Below are 18,916 nucleotides of genomic sequence, written 5' to 3' on the forward strand. Positions count from 1 at the left end.
CGGCCCCTTCCCTGTCCGGATCAACGGAACTTGACACCGGGCAGCACACAGAGCAGCTCGAACAGTATATTCGCGCCAGTCAGTGCTGTGTTGCCCGAAGTGTCATAGGGCGGGGACACCTCAACAAGGTCGCAGCCCACGATGTTCAGACCCTTCAGTGCGGCGATCAGTTCCATGGCCTGCGGTGTGGTCAGACCACCGATCTCGGGTGTCCCTGTGCCGGGCGCATAGGCGGGATCGAGGCTGTCGATGTCATAGGTGACATAGACCGGCGCATCGGGTCCTATATCACGCCTGATCTCGCCGCCCAGCGTGGTCAGACTGCGGTGCCAGAGTTCGCGCGCCGGAAACTGCTGGAACCCCCAGCGCTGTGCCTCTTTGAAATCATCCGCGGTATAACCCGACCCCCTGAGCCCGACCTGATAGGTTTTTTGCGGGTCGATCAGCCCCTCTTCATACGCCCGGCGGAAAACGGTGCCGTGTGTCTCGCGTTCGCCGAACATATCCTCGTTTACATCCGCATGGGCATCCACATGCACCAGAGCCAGCGGACCGTAACGTTTGTGCATCGCCCGCAGGATCGGCAGCGTGATGGAATGATCCCCGCCGATCGCCATGGGCATCGCGTCGTAGTTCAGGATCGCATCATAGCTCGACTGAATGATCTGCAGGCTTTCCTTGAGGGAAAATGTGTTGATCGCCAGATCGCCGATGTCGGCAACCTGCAGGCTGTCAAAGGGGGCGGCCCCGGTACCCATGTTGTATGGCCGGATCATAGCACTTTCCGCGCGGACCTGTTTTGGCCCGAACCGCGTGCCGGACCGCCACGAGGTGCCAATGTCCAGAGGAATGCCCAGCACCGCCACATCAAGCCCCTTGAGATCATTGACCATCGGCAGGCGCATGAAACTGTTCGGACCCGAAAACCGCGCGAGATCATTACCACTGATCGGTTGATTTTTTTCAGCCATTACGCGCCTCCCCGCAGCTTCCAGCCAATCAGGCACAACAGTTCTGTCGCCACATGTGCACCGGCAATGGCTGTGGCGCCGGTCGTATCAAAGGGCGGTGACACCTCAACCACATCGCCGCCAACGATGTTGATACCAGCCAGATCCCGCAGCATAGACGCAGCCTGTGCCGACGTCAGACCACCCCAGACAGGTGTGCCCGTTCCAGGCGCGTAGGCCGGATCCAGTGCATCAATGTCAAAAGTCAGATAGGTGGGACGCTCGCCCAGAATGTCACGTATCCGCGTCACTGTTGCGACCGGGCCCTGCTCGTGCACCTCACGTGCGTCAATGACATTGACGCCCAGCGTGTCCTCGTTGGTGGTCCGGATGCCGACCTGCACCGAGGTTGCCGGGTCCACGATGCCGGACTTCACCGCCTTATAAAACATGGTGCCATGATCCACGCGGTCCATGTCATCGTCGGGCCAGGTATCCGTGTGCGCATCAAACTGGAGCAGGCTGATGGGCCCGTATTTCTCGGCGTAGGCTTTGAGGATGGGAAAGGTGATATAGTGATCACCGCCCAGAACGACGCTGGGCACATCATGGGCAAGAATACCCCGGATGTGGTCGGTCAGCGCGCCGGGGAACGCGGGCACATTGGCATAATCAAAGGCCAGATCACCGTAGTCCACGATGGCGAATTCCTGCATCACATCAAAGGGCCAGCCATAGGGCGCATCAGGGGCCTGAAGGGTCGAGGCCTCGCGGATGGCGCGTGGCCCGAGCCGGGTGCCGGTGCGGTTGGTCACCGCCTGATCAAACGGCACGCCGGTCACAGCAATATCTGCGATACTCAGGTCTTTGGTGTACCTCCGGCGCAGAAACGAGGTCGCACCGGCAAAGGTCAGCTCAAAACTGTTGCCCTTCAGATCGTCGCGCGTGAAGGCATGATCAATCTGGTTCTTTGCGTCTTCCAGTGCCATTGCGTCAGGATCCGGCCACCGGCTGTGCGCGCTCAACGATCCGCGCAAAGAACGAAGCACCAACCGGCCCGATCTCATCATTGAAGTTGTACTGCGGATGGTGGCACATCGGCCCCTCACCCTGACCGAGGAAGAGATAGGCGCCGGGCCGCGCTTCGAGCATGTATGCAAAGTCTTCTGCCCCCATGACCGGCGTAACATTGGCATCCACAGCATCCTCGCCGGAAATCTCACTGGCGACCTCAGCCGCAAAAGCCGCATTGTCCGCCCTGTTGATCGTGGGTGGGTATCCGTAGGTGTAATCAAGATCGGCGGTCACACCGTAAGATGCCGCCTGCCCGGCCATGATCTCTTCGATGCGACTGACCGCCATTCCCTGCACATCCTTGCTGAAGGTGCGCACTGTGCCATTGATCTCGCAGGTTTCCGGAATGACGTTATGCGCAGTGCCCGAATGGATCTGGGTGACGGAAATGACCAGCTGCTCCATCGGGTCGCTGTTGCGGCTGACGATGCTCTGCAGCGCCTGCACCATAGCGCACCCTGCTACCACCGGATCCACACAGGCGTGCGGGCGCGCGGCGTGACCGCCAACACCGGAAATCCGGATGGTGAATTCATCTGCCGCAGCCATAATCGGCCCCGGGTTTACACCGAAGGTGCCAGCCTCACGGGTCGGGTTGTTGTGGATGGCATAGACCTGCCCGATATCGAACTGGTCCATGATCCCCTCCTGGACCATCGCCTCTCCCCCGCCGGTGTTTTCCTCGTCCGGCTGAAAGATCAGCGCCACGCGGCCTGAAAATTTCCTTGTCTCTGCAAGGTACTTGGCGGCCCCAAGCAACATGGCCGTGTGTCCGTCATGACCACAGGCGTGCATTTTCCCCGGATGCGTCGACGCGTATTCCAGCGGCGCAGTTTCCTCCATCGGCAGGGCGTCCATGTCCGCACGCAGACCAATTGTCGGCCCGTCCCCCTGCCCGTTGATGATCGCAACAATGCCCGTCGTCGCAAACCCCTCGTGCACCTCATCCACCCCGAATTCCCGCAGCCGTTCCGCCACGAAAGCCGCCGTTTTGTGGCATTCGCGTCCCAGTTCCGGGATTGTGTGCAGGTGCTGACGCCAGGCCGTGATCTCTTCCTTCATGGCGGCAATACGGTTTACGACGGGCATGGGGTAGACTCCTTGGGGAAAAACCATTCAGGTGCATCAGACACCGAAGAGGCGCGCGCTGCAATGGCAGAAGACCTGATCCACAATACCAATGCGGGAATTGAACGCCTTCTGGAAATTATGAGGCGTCTGCGCGACCCGCAGACCGGCTGCCCATGGGATATTGAGCAGGATTTCGACAGTATCGCGCCCTACACAATCGAAGAAGCCTATGAGGTCGCCGATGCTATTCAGCGCCGCGACTGGGCCGAGCTGGAGGGCGAGCTTGGCGATCTGCTGCTGCAGACGGTCTATCACACCGCAATGGGCGAGGAAGCCGGGCATTTCACTTTCCAAACCGTGGTCAGGGCCATCTCCGACAAGATGGTCGCCCGTCACCCGCATGTTTTCGGCGACGAGAGCCGGGACAAAAGCGCGGATCAGCAGACGGCGGACTGGGAAAAGATCAAGGCAGCGGAGCGTGCGGGAAAAGAACAGAAAGGCACGCTGGACGGCGTTGCCATCGGTCTGCCCGCCCTGCTGCGCGCGCTGAAGCTGCAGAAACGCGCGGCCCGGGTGGGTTTTGACTGGCCCTCAACGGATGAGGTGATGGACAAGATCACCGAAGAAGCCGCGGAACTTGCTGAGGCACGCGACACGCTGAGCCATGCGGAGATCGAAGAGGAGTTCGGTGACCTGCTGTTTGTGATGGCAAACCTTGGCCGGCACCTCGGTTTGGATCCGGAGGCGGCGCTCAGAGCCGCCAACGCCAAATTCACCCGCCGTTTCGAAGGCGTCGAGACGCGCCTGGCTGAGATGGGGAAAACACCGGCCGACAGCGATCTGGCGGAGATGGATGCGCTCTGGGATGCGGTAAAGGCTGACGAACGCCGCAGCTAGCGTTCCGTGACGCGAACCCCAAGAGCGACAAGCTGCCCAATGAAGGGCCCGCGCGGCGGAATATCGCCGCTGAACACACGGATGACATCGCCGGAAACCGTGTGAACTTCCATGTCCGTGCTGTCGCTCCATTCGATGAATTCGACTTTTTCAATGTCCCGCAACGCGACCGCACGCGGACGCTGCCACGGCGACAGGATCAGGGTATCCCGCGTCAGGCGCAGGCCCCGAACAGGGTTTTTTATCAGTTCATTCAGCAAAAACGCGGCAACCGGAACCCAGACGACCCAGATATACCATGGCGCGCTCTGCGTGGCAGCCATGGTCAGCACCAGGACCATCAGGATACTCGCGATCCAGACGACCGCGCGCCGGCCCTGGAGCCTGTATGCATAAACATCTTCCATGGTGCCTGTATCCCGAAAAAATACGGCACCGTTTTGACGACAATGTGTACTGGACTCTCGCTGTCCAGCGCTTCAGAAAGCGCGCATGGGAAAGCACAGAATTATCATCGACACGGATCCGGGTCAGGACGACGCGGTTGCCATTCTGCTCGCACTTGGAAGCCCCGAAGAGATTGACGTGCTGGGCATTACCTGTGTGGCCGGCAATGTGCCGCTGGAACTCACTTCGCGTAACGCGCGGATGATCTGCGAACTGGCGGAGCGCCCTGATGTTCCCGTCTATGCAGGCTGCGACCGTCCGCTGGGACGAGATCTGGTCACTGCAGAGCATGTACACGGCAAAACAGGCCTTGATGGCCCGGAACTGCCCGACCCTGAGATGCCGCTACAGGCGCAGCATGCCGTTGACTACATTATCGAAACACTGCGGTCGGAACCGGAAGGCAGCGTCACCCTGTGCCCGCTGGGACCGCTGACAAATATCGCCAAGGCGCTGAAACGCGCACCGGATATCGCTGACAGGATCCGGGAAATCGTGCTGATGGGGGGCGCGTATTTCGAGGTAGGTAACATCACACCGGCCGCGGAATTCAACATTTATGTCGACCCGCAAGCAGCTGATATTGTTTTCAAATCCGGTATTCCGATCGTGGTTATGCCGCTGGATGTGACACACAAGGCACTTGTTACGCAACCACGCAACGAAGCCTTCCGCGCGCTCGGCACGCCCGTAGGGATCGCCGTGGCGCAGATGACAGAGTTCTTTGAGCGCTTTGACAAGGAAAAATACGGATCCGCCGGCGCGCCTCTGCATGACCCCTGTGTGACCGCGTATCTGATCCGCCCGGACATCTTTACCGGCCGTCAGATCAACGTGGAAATCGAGACGGATTCTGAGCTGACGATGGGCATGACTGTTGCAGACTGGTGGGGTGTTACGGACCGGCCTGCCAATGCACTCTTTATCGGCGATCTGGATGCAGACGCGTTCTTCGGGCTCCTGACGGAACGGCTGGGCCGCCTGTGAGCGCCTCTCTGACCCTCGCAACACCAGAGCATTTCGAACGGCTCGACGCCCTTGTAGCAGCTTTTCACACGGAACAGGGCATCACTCTGTCCGCTGAGGCCCGGCAGAACGGCATTCTGCCTCTGCTCGAGGGTATACCGCACGGAGCTGCTTACCTGATCGGTCCGCCACGGGCCCCAATCGGCTATGTCATTGTCACCTTTGGCTGGTCCGTCGAATTCGGCGGCCTCGACGGGTTCATTGACGAAATCTACGTGCGCCCCGGTGTCAGAGGGCGCGGGGTCGCCTCGGAAACGCTGCAAAGCCTGCCCCGTGCGCTTGCCGGTGCCGGGCTGAAGGCGCTGCACCTTGAAGTTGACCGTGATGACACCGCCAAACACCGCCTTTACGCCCGCGCGGGTTTCCGCGAGCGTGACCGCTATATGCTGATGACACGTTCTTTCTGATCCGGCTGGTGCTGCGCGCGGCCTGGGCCTATATCAGGGGCATGCAGGTTACCGTTCCATTCGACAATTCCTATGCGCGGCTCCCGGAGCTGTTCTACACCCGTCAGGCGCCGACGCCGGTGCGCGCACCCCGCCTCATCGTGTACAATGAGGAACTGGGGCAGCTTCTCAGTCTGGCGGACGCCGATGAGCAGGACCGTGCCGCGGTTTTTTCCGGCGTGCGCGTGCCTGACGGTGCGGATCCGCTGGCGCAGCTTTATGCCGGGCATCAGTTCGGCAACTTCAACCCGCAACTGGGGGACGGTCGCGCCATTCTGCTGGGCGAGGTCGTGGGCACCGATGGTGTGCGGCGCGATATCCAGCTCAAAGGCTCGGGGCCAACGCCTTATTCCCGCATGGGGGATGGCCGCGCCTGGCTTGGGCCGGTGCTGCGTGAATATGTCGTATCCGAGGCGATGCATGCGCTTGGAGTGCCCACAACGCGCGCGCTGGCAGCGACCCTGACCGGCGAGGATGTGCTGCGCGAATCCGTGCTGCCCGGCGCCATACTGACCCGTGTGGCGGCCAGCCATCTGCGGGTGGGCACCTTTCAGATTTTTGCCTCCCGCGGACAAAAGGATGCGCTGCGCGAACTCACACAATACGCTGTCGCACGGCACTGGCCGGAGGCGGATGGCCCCATGGGGCTGTTGCGCGCGGTATGTGCGGCACAGGCTGATCTTGTAGCGAAATGGATGTCCCTTGGGTTCATCCATGGTGTGATGAATACCGACAACTGTACAATCTCCGGCGAGACGATTGACTATGGGCCCTGCGCCTTCATGGATGAGTTCAACGCCGATACGGTATTTTCATCCATCGACAGACACGGGCGGTACGCCTGGTCAAACCAGCCGGGTATCATCGTCTGGAACATGGCGCAGTTTGCGACTGCACTGCTGCAGCAGCTGGACGATCCGGCGGAAGGCGTCGCAGAGGCCACTGAAATCGTACACGCAATGCCGGATCAGGTGGAGGCCGCACGTCTGAAGGCTTTTGGCTCCAAAATCGGTATTTCTGCGCCTGAGCTTGCGGATACTGCGCTGATCGACGACCTGCTGGCTCTGATGCAGGATCAGCAGGCCGATTTCACGAATACGTTCGATGCGCTCGCACGGGGCGATGCCCGCGACCAGTTCCTGAACCGCGAGGCATTTGACGCCTGGCACAGGCGCTGGCAGGAGCGGCTCGCACGCGAAAAAACACCGGAGAGTGTTATGCAGGCTGCCTCGCCCCGGATCATCCCGCGCAACCACCGCATTGAAGAAATGATCACCGCCGCTGTGGTGGGCGATTTAGGGCCGTTTCAACGTCTTATGAAAGCGCTACGCGATCCGTTCAGCACTGATGACACCGATCTGATGCGCCCACCCACAACGGCTCAGCGCGTACCGGCAACCTTCTGCGGGACTTAAGCCGCGCGGGGACGGCGGTTGATCAGCCAGATGCCGGCCGCCACCAGAACCAGCGCCACCCAGACCTGCGGGCCGACATGTTCGTCCAGTAACAGCCAGCCCAGGATCACGGCAAAGACCGGCGACAGAAAGCTGAAGGAAGCTACAGATGAAGCCGGGTAAATGGACATCAGCCAGAACCAGGCGAGGAAGCCAAGGCTTGCCACTGCCACGATCTGAAAAAGCAGTCCGGCATAGTGGATCGGCTCCGGGTCACGCAGAAACTCACCGATAAACAGCGCCGCAACCAGCATCACCGGCGCAGAAATCACCACCTGAAACAGCAGTTGCTGGGCGGGCGGTACAGTACTGAGCGGGGTGATTTTGACGCAAAGCGCAATCCCTGCCCAGCAGAGCGCCGAAGTGAGCGCCATCAGATCACCGATAAGACTGGCACTGGCATCGCTGCGGTCCAGCAGCGCCAGCGCGACGCCCGACATCGCCAGCACCAGGCCAACAACGCGAAGGCCGGTGAGACGGTCAGAAGGCATCAGAAAATGGCTCGCAATCGCCAGCCAGACGGGCATGGAATAGAAAATCACCGACGCCCGGCTGACAGTTGTGAAATCGAGAGCCGAAAACAGCACCATGAATTCAAGGCCAAAGAGCAGGCCCGACAATACACCGGCGGGCACAGCGGCCCGCGGAACACTCATCGGAATACCGCGCAGTTTCATCCAGATCAGCAGCACAACAACCGCACCCGCTGACCGGACGCCTGCTGAAAAGACCGGCGCGAAGCCGTCGTTGGTCACTTTGATAACCACCTGATTGAACGCCAGGTGCAGCGCAAAAACGATCAGTGCAACCGCACCGAAAGCGTCCATATGTGATTTGCGTTCCATGCCGCCACAAGGCGTTGCGGCGGCATGAATGTCAATTGCCGGTTACGCGGCGCGCTGGCCACCGCCACCACGGTTGCCACCACGGCGTCTGCGACGACCACCACCGGGTTTTTTGCCCTGCGGCTGATCGCCTCCGGGACGACCTCCGCCCGATTGCGGCCGCCCGCCGCCCCGACGCCGCCCACGGCCACCTTTGGGTTTGGTGCCTTCGGGGATGTCAACGGCTTCCCACGGGCGTCCGGACCCCACCGGGATCGTGATCCCCATGGTCTTCTGGATGGCCTTCAGTTCGCCCATCTCATCAGGTGCGCAGAACGCGACGGCTGCCCCGTCTTTGCCCGCCCGTGCCGTGCGACCGATACGGTGCACGTAGTTGTCAGGCACGTTGGGCAGATCGAAATTATAGACGTGCTTTACATCCGGGATATCGAGCCCGCGCGCGGCGACATCCGTGGCCACCAGCACGGTGATCTCACCGGACTTGAAGGCTGCAATCGCGCGGTCGCGCTGGCCTTGCGATTTGTTGCCGTGGATGGATGCGGCGTCAAAGCCAGCCTTGACCAGCGTCTTCATCAGCTTTTCGGAGCCGTGTTTCGTGCGGCCGAAAACCAGTGCACGCTCGCCCTGGTGTTTTGCCAGCAGTTCGATCAGCAGGTTCGCCTTTTCAGCCTTCGCGATGAAATGAACCTCCTGTGTGACCTTGTCCGCGGCCTTACCCGGAGGCGACACCTCAACCCGCACCGGACGGTTCAGGTAGCTGTTCGCAATCTCGTTCATCAGCTTCGGCATGGTGGCCGAAAAGAGCATCGTCTGCCGCTCGGCGGGGATGACGGCCGCGATTTTGCGCAGATCATGGATAAAGCCCATGTCCAGCATCTGATCCGCCTCGTCCAGCACGAGGAAATCAGCCGCATCCAGACGCACGGCGCGCCGGTCCATCAGGTCCAGAAGACGCCCGGGCGTCGCGACCAGCAGATCGACCCCCCGTTCGAGGCGTTTGATCTGATTATTGATCGACTGCCCACCCACAACCATCGCCACCTTGATCGGTGTGTTTTCGGCGAAACCGCGCAGGTTCACGCTGATCTGGGTTGCCAGCTCACGGGTCGGTGCCAGGATCAGCCCATGTACCGAACGCGGTGCCGGGCGTTTGCCGATCTCCAGCATCCGTGCAATCAGCGGCACACCGAAGGCTGCGGTTTTCCCGGTGCCGGTTTGTGCCAGCCCCATCACGTCGCGCCCGTTCAGCGCATGCGGAATAGCCTGTTTCTGGATCGGGGTCGGGTCCTTGAGACCCATTTTTTTCAGACGGGCCACAAGCGCAGGCGGCAGATCCATCATATCAAAGTCACTCATATCGTCTTTCCGGCCTGCACAGGGGCAGGCCTCACAAATTCTCGGTCGCGCCCCATTCTGAGGGCACGTACGTCGGGACACGCAAAACCGGATCGCAGGTGCCGGCATCGTGCCGGAACCTGTCCGTCGCGTCTGGCCCCACGCGTGATTTTGGGAACAACGGCGGGCCTTTCAAACGGGTGCTCACTTCAGGTCGTCTGACCCGGGCATCCGGACTGCTCACGCGGCAGAAGGCATCGCTTGAGCAGCACATGGGGGTTTTTTATCCACAAGTCAACAGCGCGCCCCGATACCGGGTGGCACAGCCTGGCAAAGACCGCTAAAAAGAGGTCCGTTCGGGCAGGAAGGTCTATGGGCAACTCTATCATCAAACGCTGTGAAGCCCGCGGGCTGCGGATGACCGGTCAGCGGCGTGTCGTGGCACAGGTTCTTGAGGACAGTGACGATCATCCGGATGTCGAGGAGCTGTATGCACGCGCCTCAGCCGTCGATGACGCGATTTCCATCGCAACGGTGTACCGGACGGTAAAGCTGTTCGAAGAAGCCGGCATTCTCGACAAGCTGGAGTTCGGAGACGGGCGCGCGCGGTACGAGGACGCAGAACGGGACCACCACGACCATCTGATCGACATGAACTCAGGCGAAGTCATCGAATTTGTTGATGCCGAGATTGAGGCGCTCCAGGAAAAGATTGCGCGCAAGCTCGGGTATGAACTGCGCGGTCACCGGCTGGAGCTCTACGGAGTCCCGCTCAGAAAATCCTGACCCCTGCCCGCGTAGACAGGATCTGGCAAGTCGTATACGCTTTTTTCATGGGCCGCTGAAAACAACATGCGCTTGCCCAAAAGCGCAGCCCAGGGAGGAAAACTATGTGCCAGGTATTTGCCGGACAGGATCCGGAACGTTACGCTTCGACGACCAGAAGGCTGCGTCTGAACGGCCAGAGCACGAGCATCAGACTGGAAAATGCTTTCTGGCAGGTCATTGATACCATTGCCGAAAATGAGGGGACCACAGCGCCTGCCTTTGTTTCGACACTGCATGCCGAAGTCCTGGAACTGCGCGGAGAGCCGGAGAATTTCACATCCCTGTTGCGCTGCGCCTGTCTGAAGTTCATGGAACTGAGCCCCGGCGCAGAAGATCTGCCGATCGCCGCCGAGTAAGCTGACCCTTTAGACCGATCTTTGCGCCCCTGGGTAGTACTCCCATACTACCAGCCATCATTGACGCGCGCCTACTCTGATCTGTGAACCGTCACAGAGGAGAGGCGCCTTGGCCAAAAACATTCATTCCATGATCCGGGTTCTCGATGAGGCCCGGTCGGTTGCGTTCTATGAAAAGGCCTTTGGTCTGAAGATCGCGGACCGGCTGGATTTCACCGATTTCACGCTGGTCTATCTCAGCAACGAAGAAAGCGGTTTCGAGCTGGAGCTGACGGTCAACAAAGACCGCAGAGACCCCTACGACCTGGGCGATGGATATGGCCATCTTGCCGTCTCGGTCGTGGATCTGGACGCCGAACACGCGCGCTTTGAGGCTGAAGGGCTGGAGCCCCGCAAACTCGTGACATTTGCGCCGGACGGAAAACTCGTCGGGCGCTTTTTCTTTGTGGCCGATCCGGACGGCTACCAGATCGAAGTGCTCGAACGCAGCGGGCGCTTTCAGTGAATTTTCAAGGGAGGAAATGACAATGACACAACCAGACAGCCCGAAGGGGCTTACCCGGCGCCAGCTGTTGTCGCGCGCGACCGCAGCCGGTGCCTCATTCGTCGTCGGCAGCGGCTTTATCGCGGCACCCAACGCCGCCTGGGCGGCAACGACAGAGCATCTGCGGCCCGAAACCTTTGCCGCGCTGGTTCAGATGGCACGGGATATCTACCCGCACGATCAGGTCGGTGACGAATACTATGTGGTCGCCGTGAAAGGCTATGACACCGCAGAGGCCGCCGAAGGGATTGAGGTCGGCATCGCAGGACTTGACGCCGCCGCCCGCGGAAAGGGTCACGCAGGATATCTGGGTATGGGCTGGGAGCGCGACAGGGTGGACCTGCTGCGCGCCATGGAGGACAGCGCATTCTTTCAGCAGATCCGCGGTGGCCTGGTGACCGGGCTCTATAACCAGAAAGCCGTCTGGCCGATCTTTGGCTACGAAGGCTCCTCATTCGAATTCGGCGGCTACATCGACCGCGGTTTCGACGACATCAACTGGCTTTAAGGGGAGACTGGCACCATGACGGCACCATTTGATCTCACAGACGACAGCGTTGTTGTTGTCATCGGCACGGGCGCAGGCGGCGGCGTGCTGGCAAATGAACTGGCCCAGAAAGGCGTGAGTGTTGTTGCACTCGAGGCCGGGGGACGGCATCTGCCCGAGGATTTCATCAACGATGAATGGGACAGCTTCGGACAGCTGGCCTGGCTCGACCCGCGCTCCACATCCGGTGACTGGCGCGTATCACGCGACTTTTCCGGCCTGCCCGCCTGGATTGTGAAGTCCGTAGGCGGCACTACACAGCACTGGGCGGGCGCCAGCCTGCGCTTCCAGGACCACGAATGGAAGGCGGCCACAACATACGGCAACGTACAGGGTGCATCGCTTCTGGACTGGCCCATCGACGCGGCGGAAATGGACCCCTGGTACACGAAAGCCGAGGACAAGCTGGGCGTGACCCGCACCGGCGACCGGCCCGGCCTGCCCGGCAATAACAACTACAAAGTGTTTGAAAAAGGCGCAAAAGCGCTGGGGTACGAGCAGGTCCACACGGGCCGCATGGCGATCAATTCCGACGAGAACCGCGACCGTCAGATGTGCCAGCAGACCGGGTTCTGTTTCCAGGGCTGCAAATGGGGCGCCAAATGGTCGGCAGGCTATGTCGACATCCCGCAGGGCGAGGCAACCGGCAACCTTGAGGTGCGTCCGCAATCCCATGTGGCCCGCATTCTGCACGACGAGACAGGCAAGGTCACAGGTGTCGAATACTATGATGCTGACGGCAATCTGCAGATGCAGAAAGCACGCGTCGTGGCACTGGCCGGCAACTCCTTTGAGAGCCCGCGCCTGTTGCTGAATTCGGCCTCTTCGATGTTCCCTGATGGTCTGGCGAATTCCTCTGGCCAGGTCGGGCGCAACTACATGCGGCACATGACAGGATCGGTTTACGCGGTCTTCGACCAGCCGGTGAAGATGTGGCGCGGCACGACCATGGCCGGGATCATCCAGGATGAATCCCGTCATGACCCGAGCCGTGGTTTCGTGGGCGGATACGAACTGGAAACCCTGGCCCTCGGTCTGCCGTTTATGGCGGCCTTCCTCGATCCGGGTGCCTGGGGCCGCGAGTTCACCTCCGCGCTCGACAGCTATGAAAACATGGCCGGCATGTGGATCGTGGGCGAGGATATGCCCCAGGAAACCAACCGTGTGACGCTGAACCACGACCTGAAGGACCAGTACGGCCTGCCGGTGGCGAACGTGCATTTCGATGATCACCCCAATGACATCGCCATGCGCAACCATGCCTACCAGCAGGGCCAGGCGGTCTATGAGGCTGTGGGCGCCACCCGGACGTTCCCGACACCGCCCTACCCGTCCACGCATAACCTCGGCACCAACCGGATGTCAGAGAATGCGCGCGACGGCGTGGTAAACAGATGGGGTCAGACGCATGACATCCCGAACCTGTTCATCTCGGATGGCTCACAGTTCACCACCGGTGCTGCCGAGAATCCGACACTGACCATCGTTGCCCTGGCTATCCGCCAGGCCGATCACCTGGCAAGCGAGATGTCGAAAGGCAATCTCTGACAGGCTCAGCCCCCCGTGTCCCGGTTCTGCCGGGGCACGGATGCCTGTCCGGGCTATTGACCCGGGCCTGACATTCTGAAACGCCGGTACAGGCGTTTTACAGGATAACACCCACATGGATAATCTGCGCGGCGCAGCCCTGATGGTGCTGGCAATGGCCGGTTTCGCCCTCGAGGATATGCTGATCAAGTTTCTCGCGGTCTCGCTGCCCATCGGTCAGATCGTGGGCATGCTGGGACTGGGCAGCGCGCTGCTGATCGGTGTGATCCTGATCCGGCGCGGCGAAGCGCTTTTCGACCGCAGCATGATGACACCGGTGATCGCCATACGAGCCATCGGCGAGCTGATCGGCACACTGGGGTTTGTGACAGCCATTGTCCTGACGCCCCTGTCGTCGGCTTCGGCCATTCTTCAGGCCACACCTCTGGTGGTCACGCTGGGCGCGGCAGTCTTTCTCAAAGAGACCGTGGGCTGGCGGCGGTGGTCTGCGATCCTCGTTGGTTTCTTCGGCGTGCTCCTGATCATCCGGCCTGGCACCGAAGGGTTCAGCTGGCTGTCGCTCTTTGCGCTGCAGGGCGTACTGGGCCTTGCAATCCGCGATCTGGTTACACGAAAAGTGCCGCCACAGACCTCAACCCTGCAGCTGAGTTTTCTGGGTTTTCTCGTGCTGATCCCTGCTGCCGCGATCATGCTGCTGATCGGCGGCGCGCCGGTCGCCGCACTTTCTGCAACCGACTGGGCCTGGTTTATCTGTGCGCTGCTGATTGGCATCGTGGCCTACTACACGATCATTGCGGCCATGCGGATCGGCGAGGTCAGTTTTGTCACGCCCTTTCGGTATTCCCGCATCCTCTTTGCCCTTGTGATCGGCGTCGGTGTTTTCGGCGAAAATCCGGATACACTGACACTCGCCGGCGCCGCGATCATTGTCGCTTCCGGGCTCTATACCCTGTGGCGGGAAAGAAATGTTCGCGCTAACAGCGCCTGACCCTTTCCATTGCGCACGCATGCCGGTATCACGCGCACAACCGAATTCCAGTGGGAGAACACCATGAGCACGATCATCGACATCCACGCCCGCGAAATCCTCGACAGCCGGGGCAACCCCACCGTTGAGGTGGATGTGATCCTCGAAGATGGCACAATGGGCCGCGCGGCGGTCCCGTCGGGTGCGTCCACAGGCGCTTATGAAGCCGTGGAAAAGCGTGACGGCGACAAATCGCGCTACATGGGCAAGGGTGTGCTGGAGGCCTGTGCGGCTGTAAACGGCGAAATCGCCGAAGCCCTGGTGGGCATCGACGCCACCGAACAGGTCGACATCGACACCACAATGATCGAGCTGGACGGCACAGATAACAAGGGCCGGCTTGGCGCCAACGCGATCCTGGGTGTTTCCATGGCAGCCGCAAAAGCTGCAGCCGACTACTGCACCCAGCCGCTCTACCGCTATGTGGGTGGCACGTCCGCGCGCGTTCTGCCGGTACCAATGATGAACATCATCAACGGTGGCGAACACGCAGACAACCCGATCGACATACAGGAATTCATGATCATGCCGGTGGCTGCGGAAAACATCCGCGAGGCCGTCCGCATGGGCTCGGAAGTCTTCCATACGCTGAAAAAAGAGCTTTCAGCGGCTGGCCTGTCCACGGGCATCGGGGATGAGGGCGGCTTCGCGCCGAACATCAACTCCACCCGGGACGCGCTTGATTTCATTCTGAAATCCATCGAAAAAGCCGGATACAAACCGGGCGACGACATCTATCTTGCGATGGATTGCGCCGCGACCGAGTATTACAAAGACGGCAAGTACGAACTGGCGGGTGAAGGTAAATCGCTGTCCTCTGCGGAAAACGTCGATTACCTGACAGCACTGGTCAACGACTACCCGATCATTTCCATCGAAGACGGCATGTCAGAGGACGACTGGGACGGCTGGAAGGCCCTCACGGACGCTCTGGGTGACCGGGTGCAACTGGTCGGCGACGATCTTTTTGTGACCAACCCTGCCCGCCTGTCCATGGGGATCGAGCGCGGCTCCGCCAATTCGATGCTTGTGAAGGTCAACCAGATCGGCAGCCTGACAGAAACGCTCAAAGCGGTCGACATGGCGCACCGCGCGGGCTTTACCAATGTGATGTCCCACCGTTCCGGCGAAACCGAGGACGCGACCATTGCGGACCTGGCCGTTGCCACCAACTGCGGTCAGATCAAAACGGGCTCACTGGCGCGTTCCGACCGGCTGGCCAAATACAACCAGCTGATCCGCATTGAGGAAGCACTTGGCGAGACTGCGGAATACGCGGGTCGTTCGATCCTGCGCTGATGGCGGGCCTGACTGTCCGGCAGGTCTCTGAGCCTGCCGATCTCGACGCGGTTCGGGCGCTGTGCTGGGAATACCGTGACTATCTGCTGAACTTCAGCGATGAGGTCCGCGAAGCGGTTTCTTTCACCTATCAGAAAGAGACATACGCGGCCCTGATGGACGTGCTGGCAGACAAACATGCGAGGCCCCAGGGCATAATACTGCTGGCAGAACTGGACGGTGTTCCGGTCGGATGCGGCATGTATCACCGGATCGGCGAAGGCGATGCAGAGATCAAGCGCGTCTACGTGCGCGAGGCGGCACGGGGGACGGGTGCGGGTCTGACCCTGTCCCGGGCGCTGATCGATCAGGCGCGCACGGATGGGTACCGGCGGATCCTGCTGGATACCTCGCGCCAGTTCGTGCACGCGCAGAAACTCTATGAAAAGCTGGGCTTTCAGGCGCGTGGGCCATATTCGGAACTGCCGCCGGGTTACGAGAAATTCCTCGTATTCTACGAAATTACGCTTTGAAACGCTCCGGTCGGTAAGGTGCCAGCAAAGCGGCATCCGCGTTGCCCGGCACCTGCCCCATCACCTCCGCCGCTGCCAGTTCTCCGACCAGAGGCGCCAGCGTCGCGCCGGAATGCATCGTGGTCACGTAGAGCCCGTTCGGGCCACAGGCACCGATTACCGGCAACCCGTCCTGCGGCACCGGACGCCAGGCAAGCGTCACCTCCTGCCAGTCCACCTGCCGCCCGATGAGCGCACTGACACGGGCTGCAGCAAGTTCTGCCAGGGCGGCCGGGCTTTCCACCACTTCCGGGGTCTCATCCCCCTGGTGCGAAGCGGCCGTCGGTGCCAGCAGCCGACCATCGGGCAGTTGCCGCAGTTCCTGGCCCGGGCTGACAAGAATGTGGCTGAGCAACGGCGGCAGTGGCGCCGTGCGCATGATGAGGCCCGGCCGGTCCAGCATCGGCAGCGGAACGTCCACCGAGCGCAACAGCTCTGATGTCGCGGTCCCCGTCGCCAGCACAACCCTGTCCGCCTCGATCACACCGCCAGCCCAGGCAACACCGCTCACGCGCCCGCTGCGTTGCTGCAGCCCACTGACCCTTAGCCCCGTGATCACGCGGGCACCCAGGGCGCAGGCAGCCCGCAACGCATCCTGCGCCAGCATCACGAGGTCGACTGCACCTTCATCCTCAAAAAGCAACGCACGCGGCGGCGGCGCGACCGATGGCTCCAGCGCCCGGAACGCATCCGCATCCACCTCGCTCACAGAGTAACCCAGCGCCTTCAGCGCATCGCGTTGTGCGTCAAAGGCGGCACCCTGCTCTTCCCAGCACAGACAGCCCTGCCACTGTACCGCGCCACTGCCCAGGACCTCTGCAAGCCGGTGGTGCGCTTCGATGGAGGCTGCGCGCAGGTGGAAATGATCTTCATCGGCAAAAAAGCTGGCGTTGATCCATCCGAATGATGCGCCGGACGCGCCATGAGCCGGCTGGCCTGCGTCGATCACGGTGACGTCTGCGCCTGCCTTTGCGAGGTGCCAGGCAGTGACGGCACCCAGTATCCCTGCCCCCACGACGATCACTTTCATACCCTGTCCCTCTCGACCTGCACCCGCAGAAGAGTACAGTGCCGGTATGACAGCACAAGACATCATCAGACGCTTAAATCTGCAGCCTCACCCCGAGGGCGGCCATTACCGCCAGACCTGGGTCGCAAAAAACGAAGGCCGCCCCACGGGCACCTGTATCTTCTTTCTTCTGGCGGCGGGGGAAAGCAGTCACTGGCACCGCGTGGACGCAACGGAGATCTGGCTCTGGCACGCGGGCGCGCCACTGGTCCTGTCGATGAGCGCAACTGATGGGGGTCCGGCACAGGACCACATGCTCGGCCCGGACCTTAACACCGCACTGCCCCAGATCATCGTGCCGGAAAACCACTGGCAGGCCGCACGCACGACGGGGGACTACACGCTGGTCAGCTGTACTGTGTCGCCCGGATTTTCATTTGACGGTTTCACGCTTGCAGCACCTGGGTTTGACATCCCCCGCGCCTGACGTCATCCGGTCGCCTGATGGACGGAGGGCCGGCTCAGGATGCCTCCACTGACAGCAGCGCGCACGCCCGTTGTACCCGGACAGGATGTCGGCAGACCCCGCGCGACGCGCACCGCGAGATAGGCAAAGGCCTGCGCCTCCAGCATGTCCCCGTCGAGGCCGACGTCCTCGACCGGCTGCACAGGACAGTCCAGCGACACCGCGAGCATCTCCATCAGCACCGGATTGTGGCGACCACCCCCTGTGACCAGAACGCGCCCCGGGGCCTGCGGGCAATGCCTGACCCCTTCGGCCACGCCGGCCGCACACATGGCGGTCAGCGTGGCGGCGGCATCCGCATCGCTGAGCTCCCGCACAAGGGCTATCATCTCCGCAAAATCGTTTCGGTCCAGAGATTTGGGCGGCATGCGTGCAAAGAATTTCTCCGCCAGAAACAACTCCAGAGCACCCTTTTCGACCCTGCCCTGCCGCGCGATTTCACCGTCTTTGTCAAAGGCCAGGCCGCGACGGGCCTGAAGCAGATCGTTGACCGGCGCATTCGCCGGCCCCGTGTCAAAAGCCAGCAGTGCGCCATTGGCTTCCGGTGCGGCAGCCGCCGGATCCACGTAGGTCAGGTTCCCGACACCGCCCAGATTGAGGAAGGCCAGCGGCCCCTGCGCCCCGATGTACTTTGCACAGGCGAAATGGAAAAACGGCGCGAGCGGCGCGCCCTCCCCGCCCAGTTCGACGTCGGCACTGCGGAAGTCCCAGACAACAGGACAGTCCAGCGCATCCGCCAGCCAGCCGCCATCGCCAACCTGCAGCGTGCCTTTGGTCCGCGGGGCATGCGCCAGGGTCTGACCATGAAACCCCACCAGATCGATGTCCTCAAATCCGCGCAGCGCCTCAAGATGCGCCTGTTCGACCACCCGCTGCGCCGCGACAACGGATGGGCCCTCCCACTGACCCAGGGCCTCCGCCAGAACCTGTCGTTCCTGCGCGGAATAGGCCCGGTAAGCGCTTGCGCCAAAGCTCTCTATGTCACGCCCGTCCGTGCGCAGAACAGCCGCATCAACCCCGTCAAGAGACGTGCCGCTCATCGCGCCCAGCGCTGTGACGATTCCGGTTTTCGGGATGGCCCTGCTCAAAGCCTTTTCCTTTGTCTTTGCACCGCCTATAGAGTGACCGCATTCACC

At 61.3% G+C, this 18,916-nt stretch carries 21 protein-coding genes; 13 read left to right on the forward strand and 8 right to left on the reverse strand.

Features of this window, described 5'->3' with window-relative positions; translation table 11 throughout:
• Window positions 1-20: 20 nt before the first annotated feature.
• The 3 genes from speB (AB4K19_RS08160) to AB4K19_RS08170 are packed head-to-tail and all read right to left on the reverse strand — an operon-like array spanning window position 21 to window position 3,113.
• Window positions 21-971 carry an agmatinase gene (gene speB / locus AB4K19_RS08160; RefSeq protein ID WP_436399424.1) on the reverse strand — a complete coding sequence of 317 codons (951 nt, stop codon included), beginning with the start codon at window positions 969-971 and terminating at the stop codon, window positions 21-23.
• On the reverse strand, window positions 971-1,939 hold the full coding sequence (gene speB, locus AB4K19_RS08165; RefSeq protein WP_436399425.1) for an agmatinase: 969 nt from the start codon (window positions 1,937-1,939) through the stop codon (window positions 971-973). The genes speB (AB4K19_RS08160) and speB (AB4K19_RS08165) overlap by 1 nt, the downstream gene beginning before the upstream one ends.
• Before the next feature lie 4 nt (window positions 1,940-1,943).
• A complete protein-coding gene (locus AB4K19_RS08170) occupies window positions 1,944-3,113 on the reverse strand; it encodes a M20 aminoacylase family protein (RefSeq protein WP_375227923.1) in 1,170 nt (389 codons plus the stop codon).
• Window positions 3,114-3,176: 63 nt separating this feature from the next.
• Between AB4K19_RS08170 and mazG the strand changes: the two genes are divergently transcribed.
• Window positions 3,177-3,992, forward strand: coding sequence for a nucleoside triphosphate pyrophosphohydrolase (gene mazG, locus AB4K19_RS08175; protein ID WP_375227924.1), 816 nt, complete (start codon window positions 3,177-3,179; stop codon window positions 3,990-3,992).
• On the opposite strand, the gene AB4K19_RS08180 is transcribed toward mazG, so the two are convergent.
• Entirely contained in the window at window positions 3,989-4,399 is a 411-nt protein-coding gene (locus AB4K19_RS08180) for a hypothetical protein (RefSeq protein ID WP_375227925.1), read from the reverse strand. The two genes, mazG and AB4K19_RS08180, sit on opposite strands and share 4 nt — an antisense overlap.
• Window positions 4,400-4,484: 85 nt before the next feature.
• Between AB4K19_RS08180 and AB4K19_RS08185 the strand changes: the two genes are divergently transcribed.
• The 3 genes from AB4K19_RS08185 to AB4K19_RS08195 are packed head-to-tail and all read left to right on the forward strand — an operon-like array spanning window position 4,485 to window position 7,326.
• Entirely contained in the window at window positions 4,485-5,426 is a 942-nt protein-coding gene (locus tag AB4K19_RS08185) for a nucleoside hydrolase (RefSeq protein ID WP_375227926.1), read from the forward strand.
• Window positions 5,423-5,872, forward strand: coding sequence for a GNAT family N-acetyltransferase (locus AB4K19_RS08190; RefSeq protein ID WP_375227927.1), 450 nt, complete (start codon window positions 5,423-5,425; stop codon window positions 5,870-5,872). Before AB4K19_RS08185 ends, AB4K19_RS08190 begins: the two co-directional genes overlap by 4 nt.
• Before the next feature lie 41 nt (window positions 5,873-5,913).
• Window positions 5,914-7,326 carry a protein adenylyltransferase SelO gene (locus AB4K19_RS08195; RefSeq protein WP_375227928.1) on the forward strand — a complete coding sequence of 471 codons (1,413 nt, stop codon included), beginning with the start codon at window positions 5,914-5,916 and terminating at the stop codon, window positions 7,324-7,326.
• On the opposite strand, the gene AB4K19_RS08200 is transcribed toward AB4K19_RS08195, so the two are convergent.
• Together AB4K19_RS08200 and AB4K19_RS08205 are read right to left on the reverse strand one after the other, a co-directional pair.
• A complete protein-coding gene (locus tag AB4K19_RS08200; RefSeq protein WP_375227929.1) occupies window positions 7,323-8,210 on the reverse strand; it encodes a DMT family transporter in 888 nt (295 codons plus the stop codon). The two genes, AB4K19_RS08195 and AB4K19_RS08200, sit on opposite strands and share 4 nt — an antisense overlap.
• Before the next feature lie 42 nt (window positions 8,211-8,252).
• Window positions 8,253-9,566, reverse strand: coding sequence for a DEAD/DEAH box helicase (locus AB4K19_RS08205; protein ID WP_375227930.1), 1,314 nt, complete (start codon window positions 9,564-9,566; stop codon window positions 8,253-8,255).
• A 351-nt stretch (window positions 9,567-9,917) separates the two neighbouring features.
• On the opposite strand from AB4K19_RS08205, the gene AB4K19_RS08210 reads away from it, so the two are divergent.
• The 8 genes from AB4K19_RS08210 (at window position 9,918) to AB4K19_RS08245 (ending at window position 16,206) form a co-directional block, all read left to right on the forward strand.
• Entirely contained in the window at window positions 9,918-10,331 is a 414-nt protein-coding gene (locus tag AB4K19_RS08210) for a Fur family transcriptional regulator (protein WP_375227931.1), read from the forward strand.
• A 104-nt stretch (window positions 10,332-10,435) separates the two neighbouring features.
• Entirely contained in the window at window positions 10,436-10,729 is a 294-nt protein-coding gene (locus tag AB4K19_RS08215; RefSeq protein ID WP_375227932.1) for a ribbon-helix-helix domain-containing protein, read from the forward strand.
• A gap of 109 nt (window positions 10,730-10,838) precedes the next feature.
• Entirely contained in the window at window positions 10,839-11,234 is a 396-nt protein-coding gene (locus AB4K19_RS08220) for a VOC family protein (protein WP_375227933.1), read from the forward strand.
• A 22-nt stretch (window positions 11,235-11,256) separates the two neighbouring features.
• Window positions 11,257-11,781 (forward strand): twin-arginine translocation signal domain-containing protein, encoded by a 525-nt coding sequence (locus AB4K19_RS08225; protein ID WP_436399426.1) that lies wholly within the window; start codon window positions 11,257-11,259, stop codon window positions 11,779-11,781.
• Between the two features lie 15 nt (window positions 11,782-11,796).
• Window positions 11,797-13,368, forward strand: coding sequence for a GMC family oxidoreductase (locus AB4K19_RS08230; RefSeq protein WP_436399427.1), 1,572 nt, complete (start codon window positions 11,797-11,799; stop codon window positions 13,366-13,368).
• A gap of 115 nt (window positions 13,369-13,483) precedes the next feature.
• The gene (locus tag AB4K19_RS08235; RefSeq protein WP_375227935.1) at window positions 13,484-14,356 is read left to right on the forward strand and encodes a DMT family transporter; all 873 of its coding nucleotides are present in this window, start codon (window positions 13,484-13,486) and stop codon (window positions 14,354-14,356) included.
• Between the two features lie 63 nt (window positions 14,357-14,419).
• The gene (eno, locus tag AB4K19_RS08240; RefSeq protein WP_375227936.1) at window positions 14,420-15,694 is read left to right on the forward strand and encodes a phosphopyruvate hydratase; all 1,275 of its coding nucleotides are present in this window, start codon (window positions 14,420-14,422) and stop codon (window positions 15,692-15,694) included.
• Window positions 15,694-16,206, forward strand: a complete 513-nt coding sequence (locus AB4K19_RS08245) for a GNAT family N-acetyltransferase (RefSeq protein WP_375227937.1) — start codon at window positions 15,694-15,696, stop codon at window positions 16,204-16,206. Before eno ends, AB4K19_RS08245 begins: the two co-directional genes overlap by 1 nt.
• Here the strand turns inward: AB4K19_RS08245 and AB4K19_RS08250 are convergent.
• On the reverse strand, window positions 16,196-17,275 hold the full coding sequence (locus AB4K19_RS08250; RefSeq protein WP_436399428.1) for an NAD(P)/FAD-dependent oxidoreductase: 1,080 nt from the start codon (window positions 17,273-17,275) through the stop codon (window positions 16,196-16,198). The genes AB4K19_RS08245 and AB4K19_RS08250 overlap by 11 nt on opposite strands.
• 46 nt (window positions 17,276-17,321) lie before the next feature.
• Here AB4K19_RS08250 and AB4K19_RS08255 point away from each other — a divergent pair, with 46 nt between their 5' ends.
• Window positions 17,322-17,741 (forward strand): cupin domain-containing protein, encoded by a 420-nt coding sequence (locus AB4K19_RS08255; RefSeq protein WP_375227939.1) that lies wholly within the window; start codon window positions 17,322-17,324, stop codon window positions 17,739-17,741.
• Between the two features lie 2 nt (window positions 17,742-17,743).
• On the opposite strand, the gene AB4K19_RS08260 is transcribed toward AB4K19_RS08255, so the two are convergent.
• Window positions 17,744-18,868: an anhydro-N-acetylmuramic acid kinase gene (locus AB4K19_RS08260; protein WP_436399429.1), complete on the reverse strand. Its 1,125-nt coding sequence runs from the start codon at window positions 18,866-18,868 to the stop codon at window positions 17,744-17,746.
• Window positions 18,869-18,916 lie beyond the last annotated feature (48 nt).

The organism is Roseobacter phycocola (genome assembly GCF_042055075.2).
Classification (GTDB): Bacteria; Pseudomonadota; Alphaproteobacteria; order Rhodobacterales; family Rhodobacteraceae; genus Roseobacter.

Excerpts from the sequence above, each read along its gene's own strand:
- speB (WP_436399424.1), bottom strand. The coding sequence starts at position 971 with ATGGCTGAAAAAAATCAACCGATCAGTGGTAATGATCTCGCGCGGTTT.
- speB (WP_436399425.1), bottom strand. The coding sequence starts at position 1,939 with ATGGCACTGGAAGACGCAAAGAACCAGATTGATCATGCCTTCACGCGC.
- AB4K19_RS08170 (WP_375227923.1), bottom strand. The coding sequence starts at position 3,113 with ATGCCCGTCGTAAACCGTATTGCCGCCATGAAGGAAGAGATCACGGCC.
- mazG (WP_375227924.1), top strand. The coding sequence starts at position 3,177 with ATGGCAGAAGACCTGATCCACAATACCAATGCGGGAATTGAACGCCTT.
- AB4K19_RS08180 (WP_375227925.1), bottom strand. The coding sequence starts at position 4,399 with ATGGAAGATGTTTATGCATACAGGCTCCAGGGCCGGCGCGCGGTCGTC.
- AB4K19_RS08185 (WP_375227926.1), top strand. The coding sequence starts at position 4,485 with ATGGGAAAGCACAGAATTATCATCGACACGGATCCGGGTCAGGACGAC.
- AB4K19_RS08195 (WP_375227928.1), top strand. The coding sequence starts at position 5,914 with ATGCAGGTTACCGTTCCATTCGACAATTCCTATGCGCGGCTCCCGGAG.
- AB4K19_RS08200 (WP_375227929.1), bottom strand. The coding sequence starts at position 8,210 with ATGGAACGCAAATCACATATGGACGCTTTCGGTGCGGTTGCACTGATC.
- AB4K19_RS08205 (WP_375227930.1), bottom strand. The coding sequence starts at position 9,566 with ATGAGTGACTTTGATATGATGGATCTGCCGCCTGCGCTTGTGGCCCGT.
- AB4K19_RS08210 (WP_375227931.1), top strand. The coding sequence starts at position 9,918 with ATGGGCAACTCTATCATCAAACGCTGTGAAGCCCGCGGGCTGCGGATG.
- AB4K19_RS08215 (WP_375227932.1), top strand. The coding sequence starts at position 10,436 with ATGTGCCAGGTATTTGCCGGACAGGATCCGGAACGTTACGCTTCGACG.
- AB4K19_RS08225 (WP_436399426.1), top strand. The coding sequence starts at position 11,257 with ATGACACAACCAGACAGCCCGAAGGGGCTTACCCGGCGCCAGCTGTTG.
- AB4K19_RS08230 (WP_436399427.1), top strand. The coding sequence starts at position 11,797 with ATGACGGCACCATTTGATCTCACAGACGACAGCGTTGTTGTTGTCATC.
- AB4K19_RS08235 (WP_375227935.1), top strand. The coding sequence starts at position 13,484 with ATGGATAATCTGCGCGGCGCAGCCCTGATGGTGCTGGCAATGGCCGGT.
- eno (WP_375227936.1), top strand. The coding sequence starts at position 14,420 with ATGAGCACGATCATCGACATCCACGCCCGCGAAATCCTCGACAGCCGG.
- AB4K19_RS08245 (WP_375227937.1), top strand. The coding sequence starts at position 15,694 with ATGGCGGGCCTGACTGTCCGGCAGGTCTCTGAGCCTGCCGATCTCGAC.
- AB4K19_RS08250 (WP_436399428.1), bottom strand. The coding sequence starts at position 17,275 with ATGAAAGTGATCGTCGTGGGGGCAGGGATACTGGGTGCCGTCACTGCC.
- AB4K19_RS08255 (WP_375227939.1), top strand. The coding sequence starts at position 17,322 with ATGACAGCACAAGACATCATCAGACGCTTAAATCTGCAGCCTCACCCC.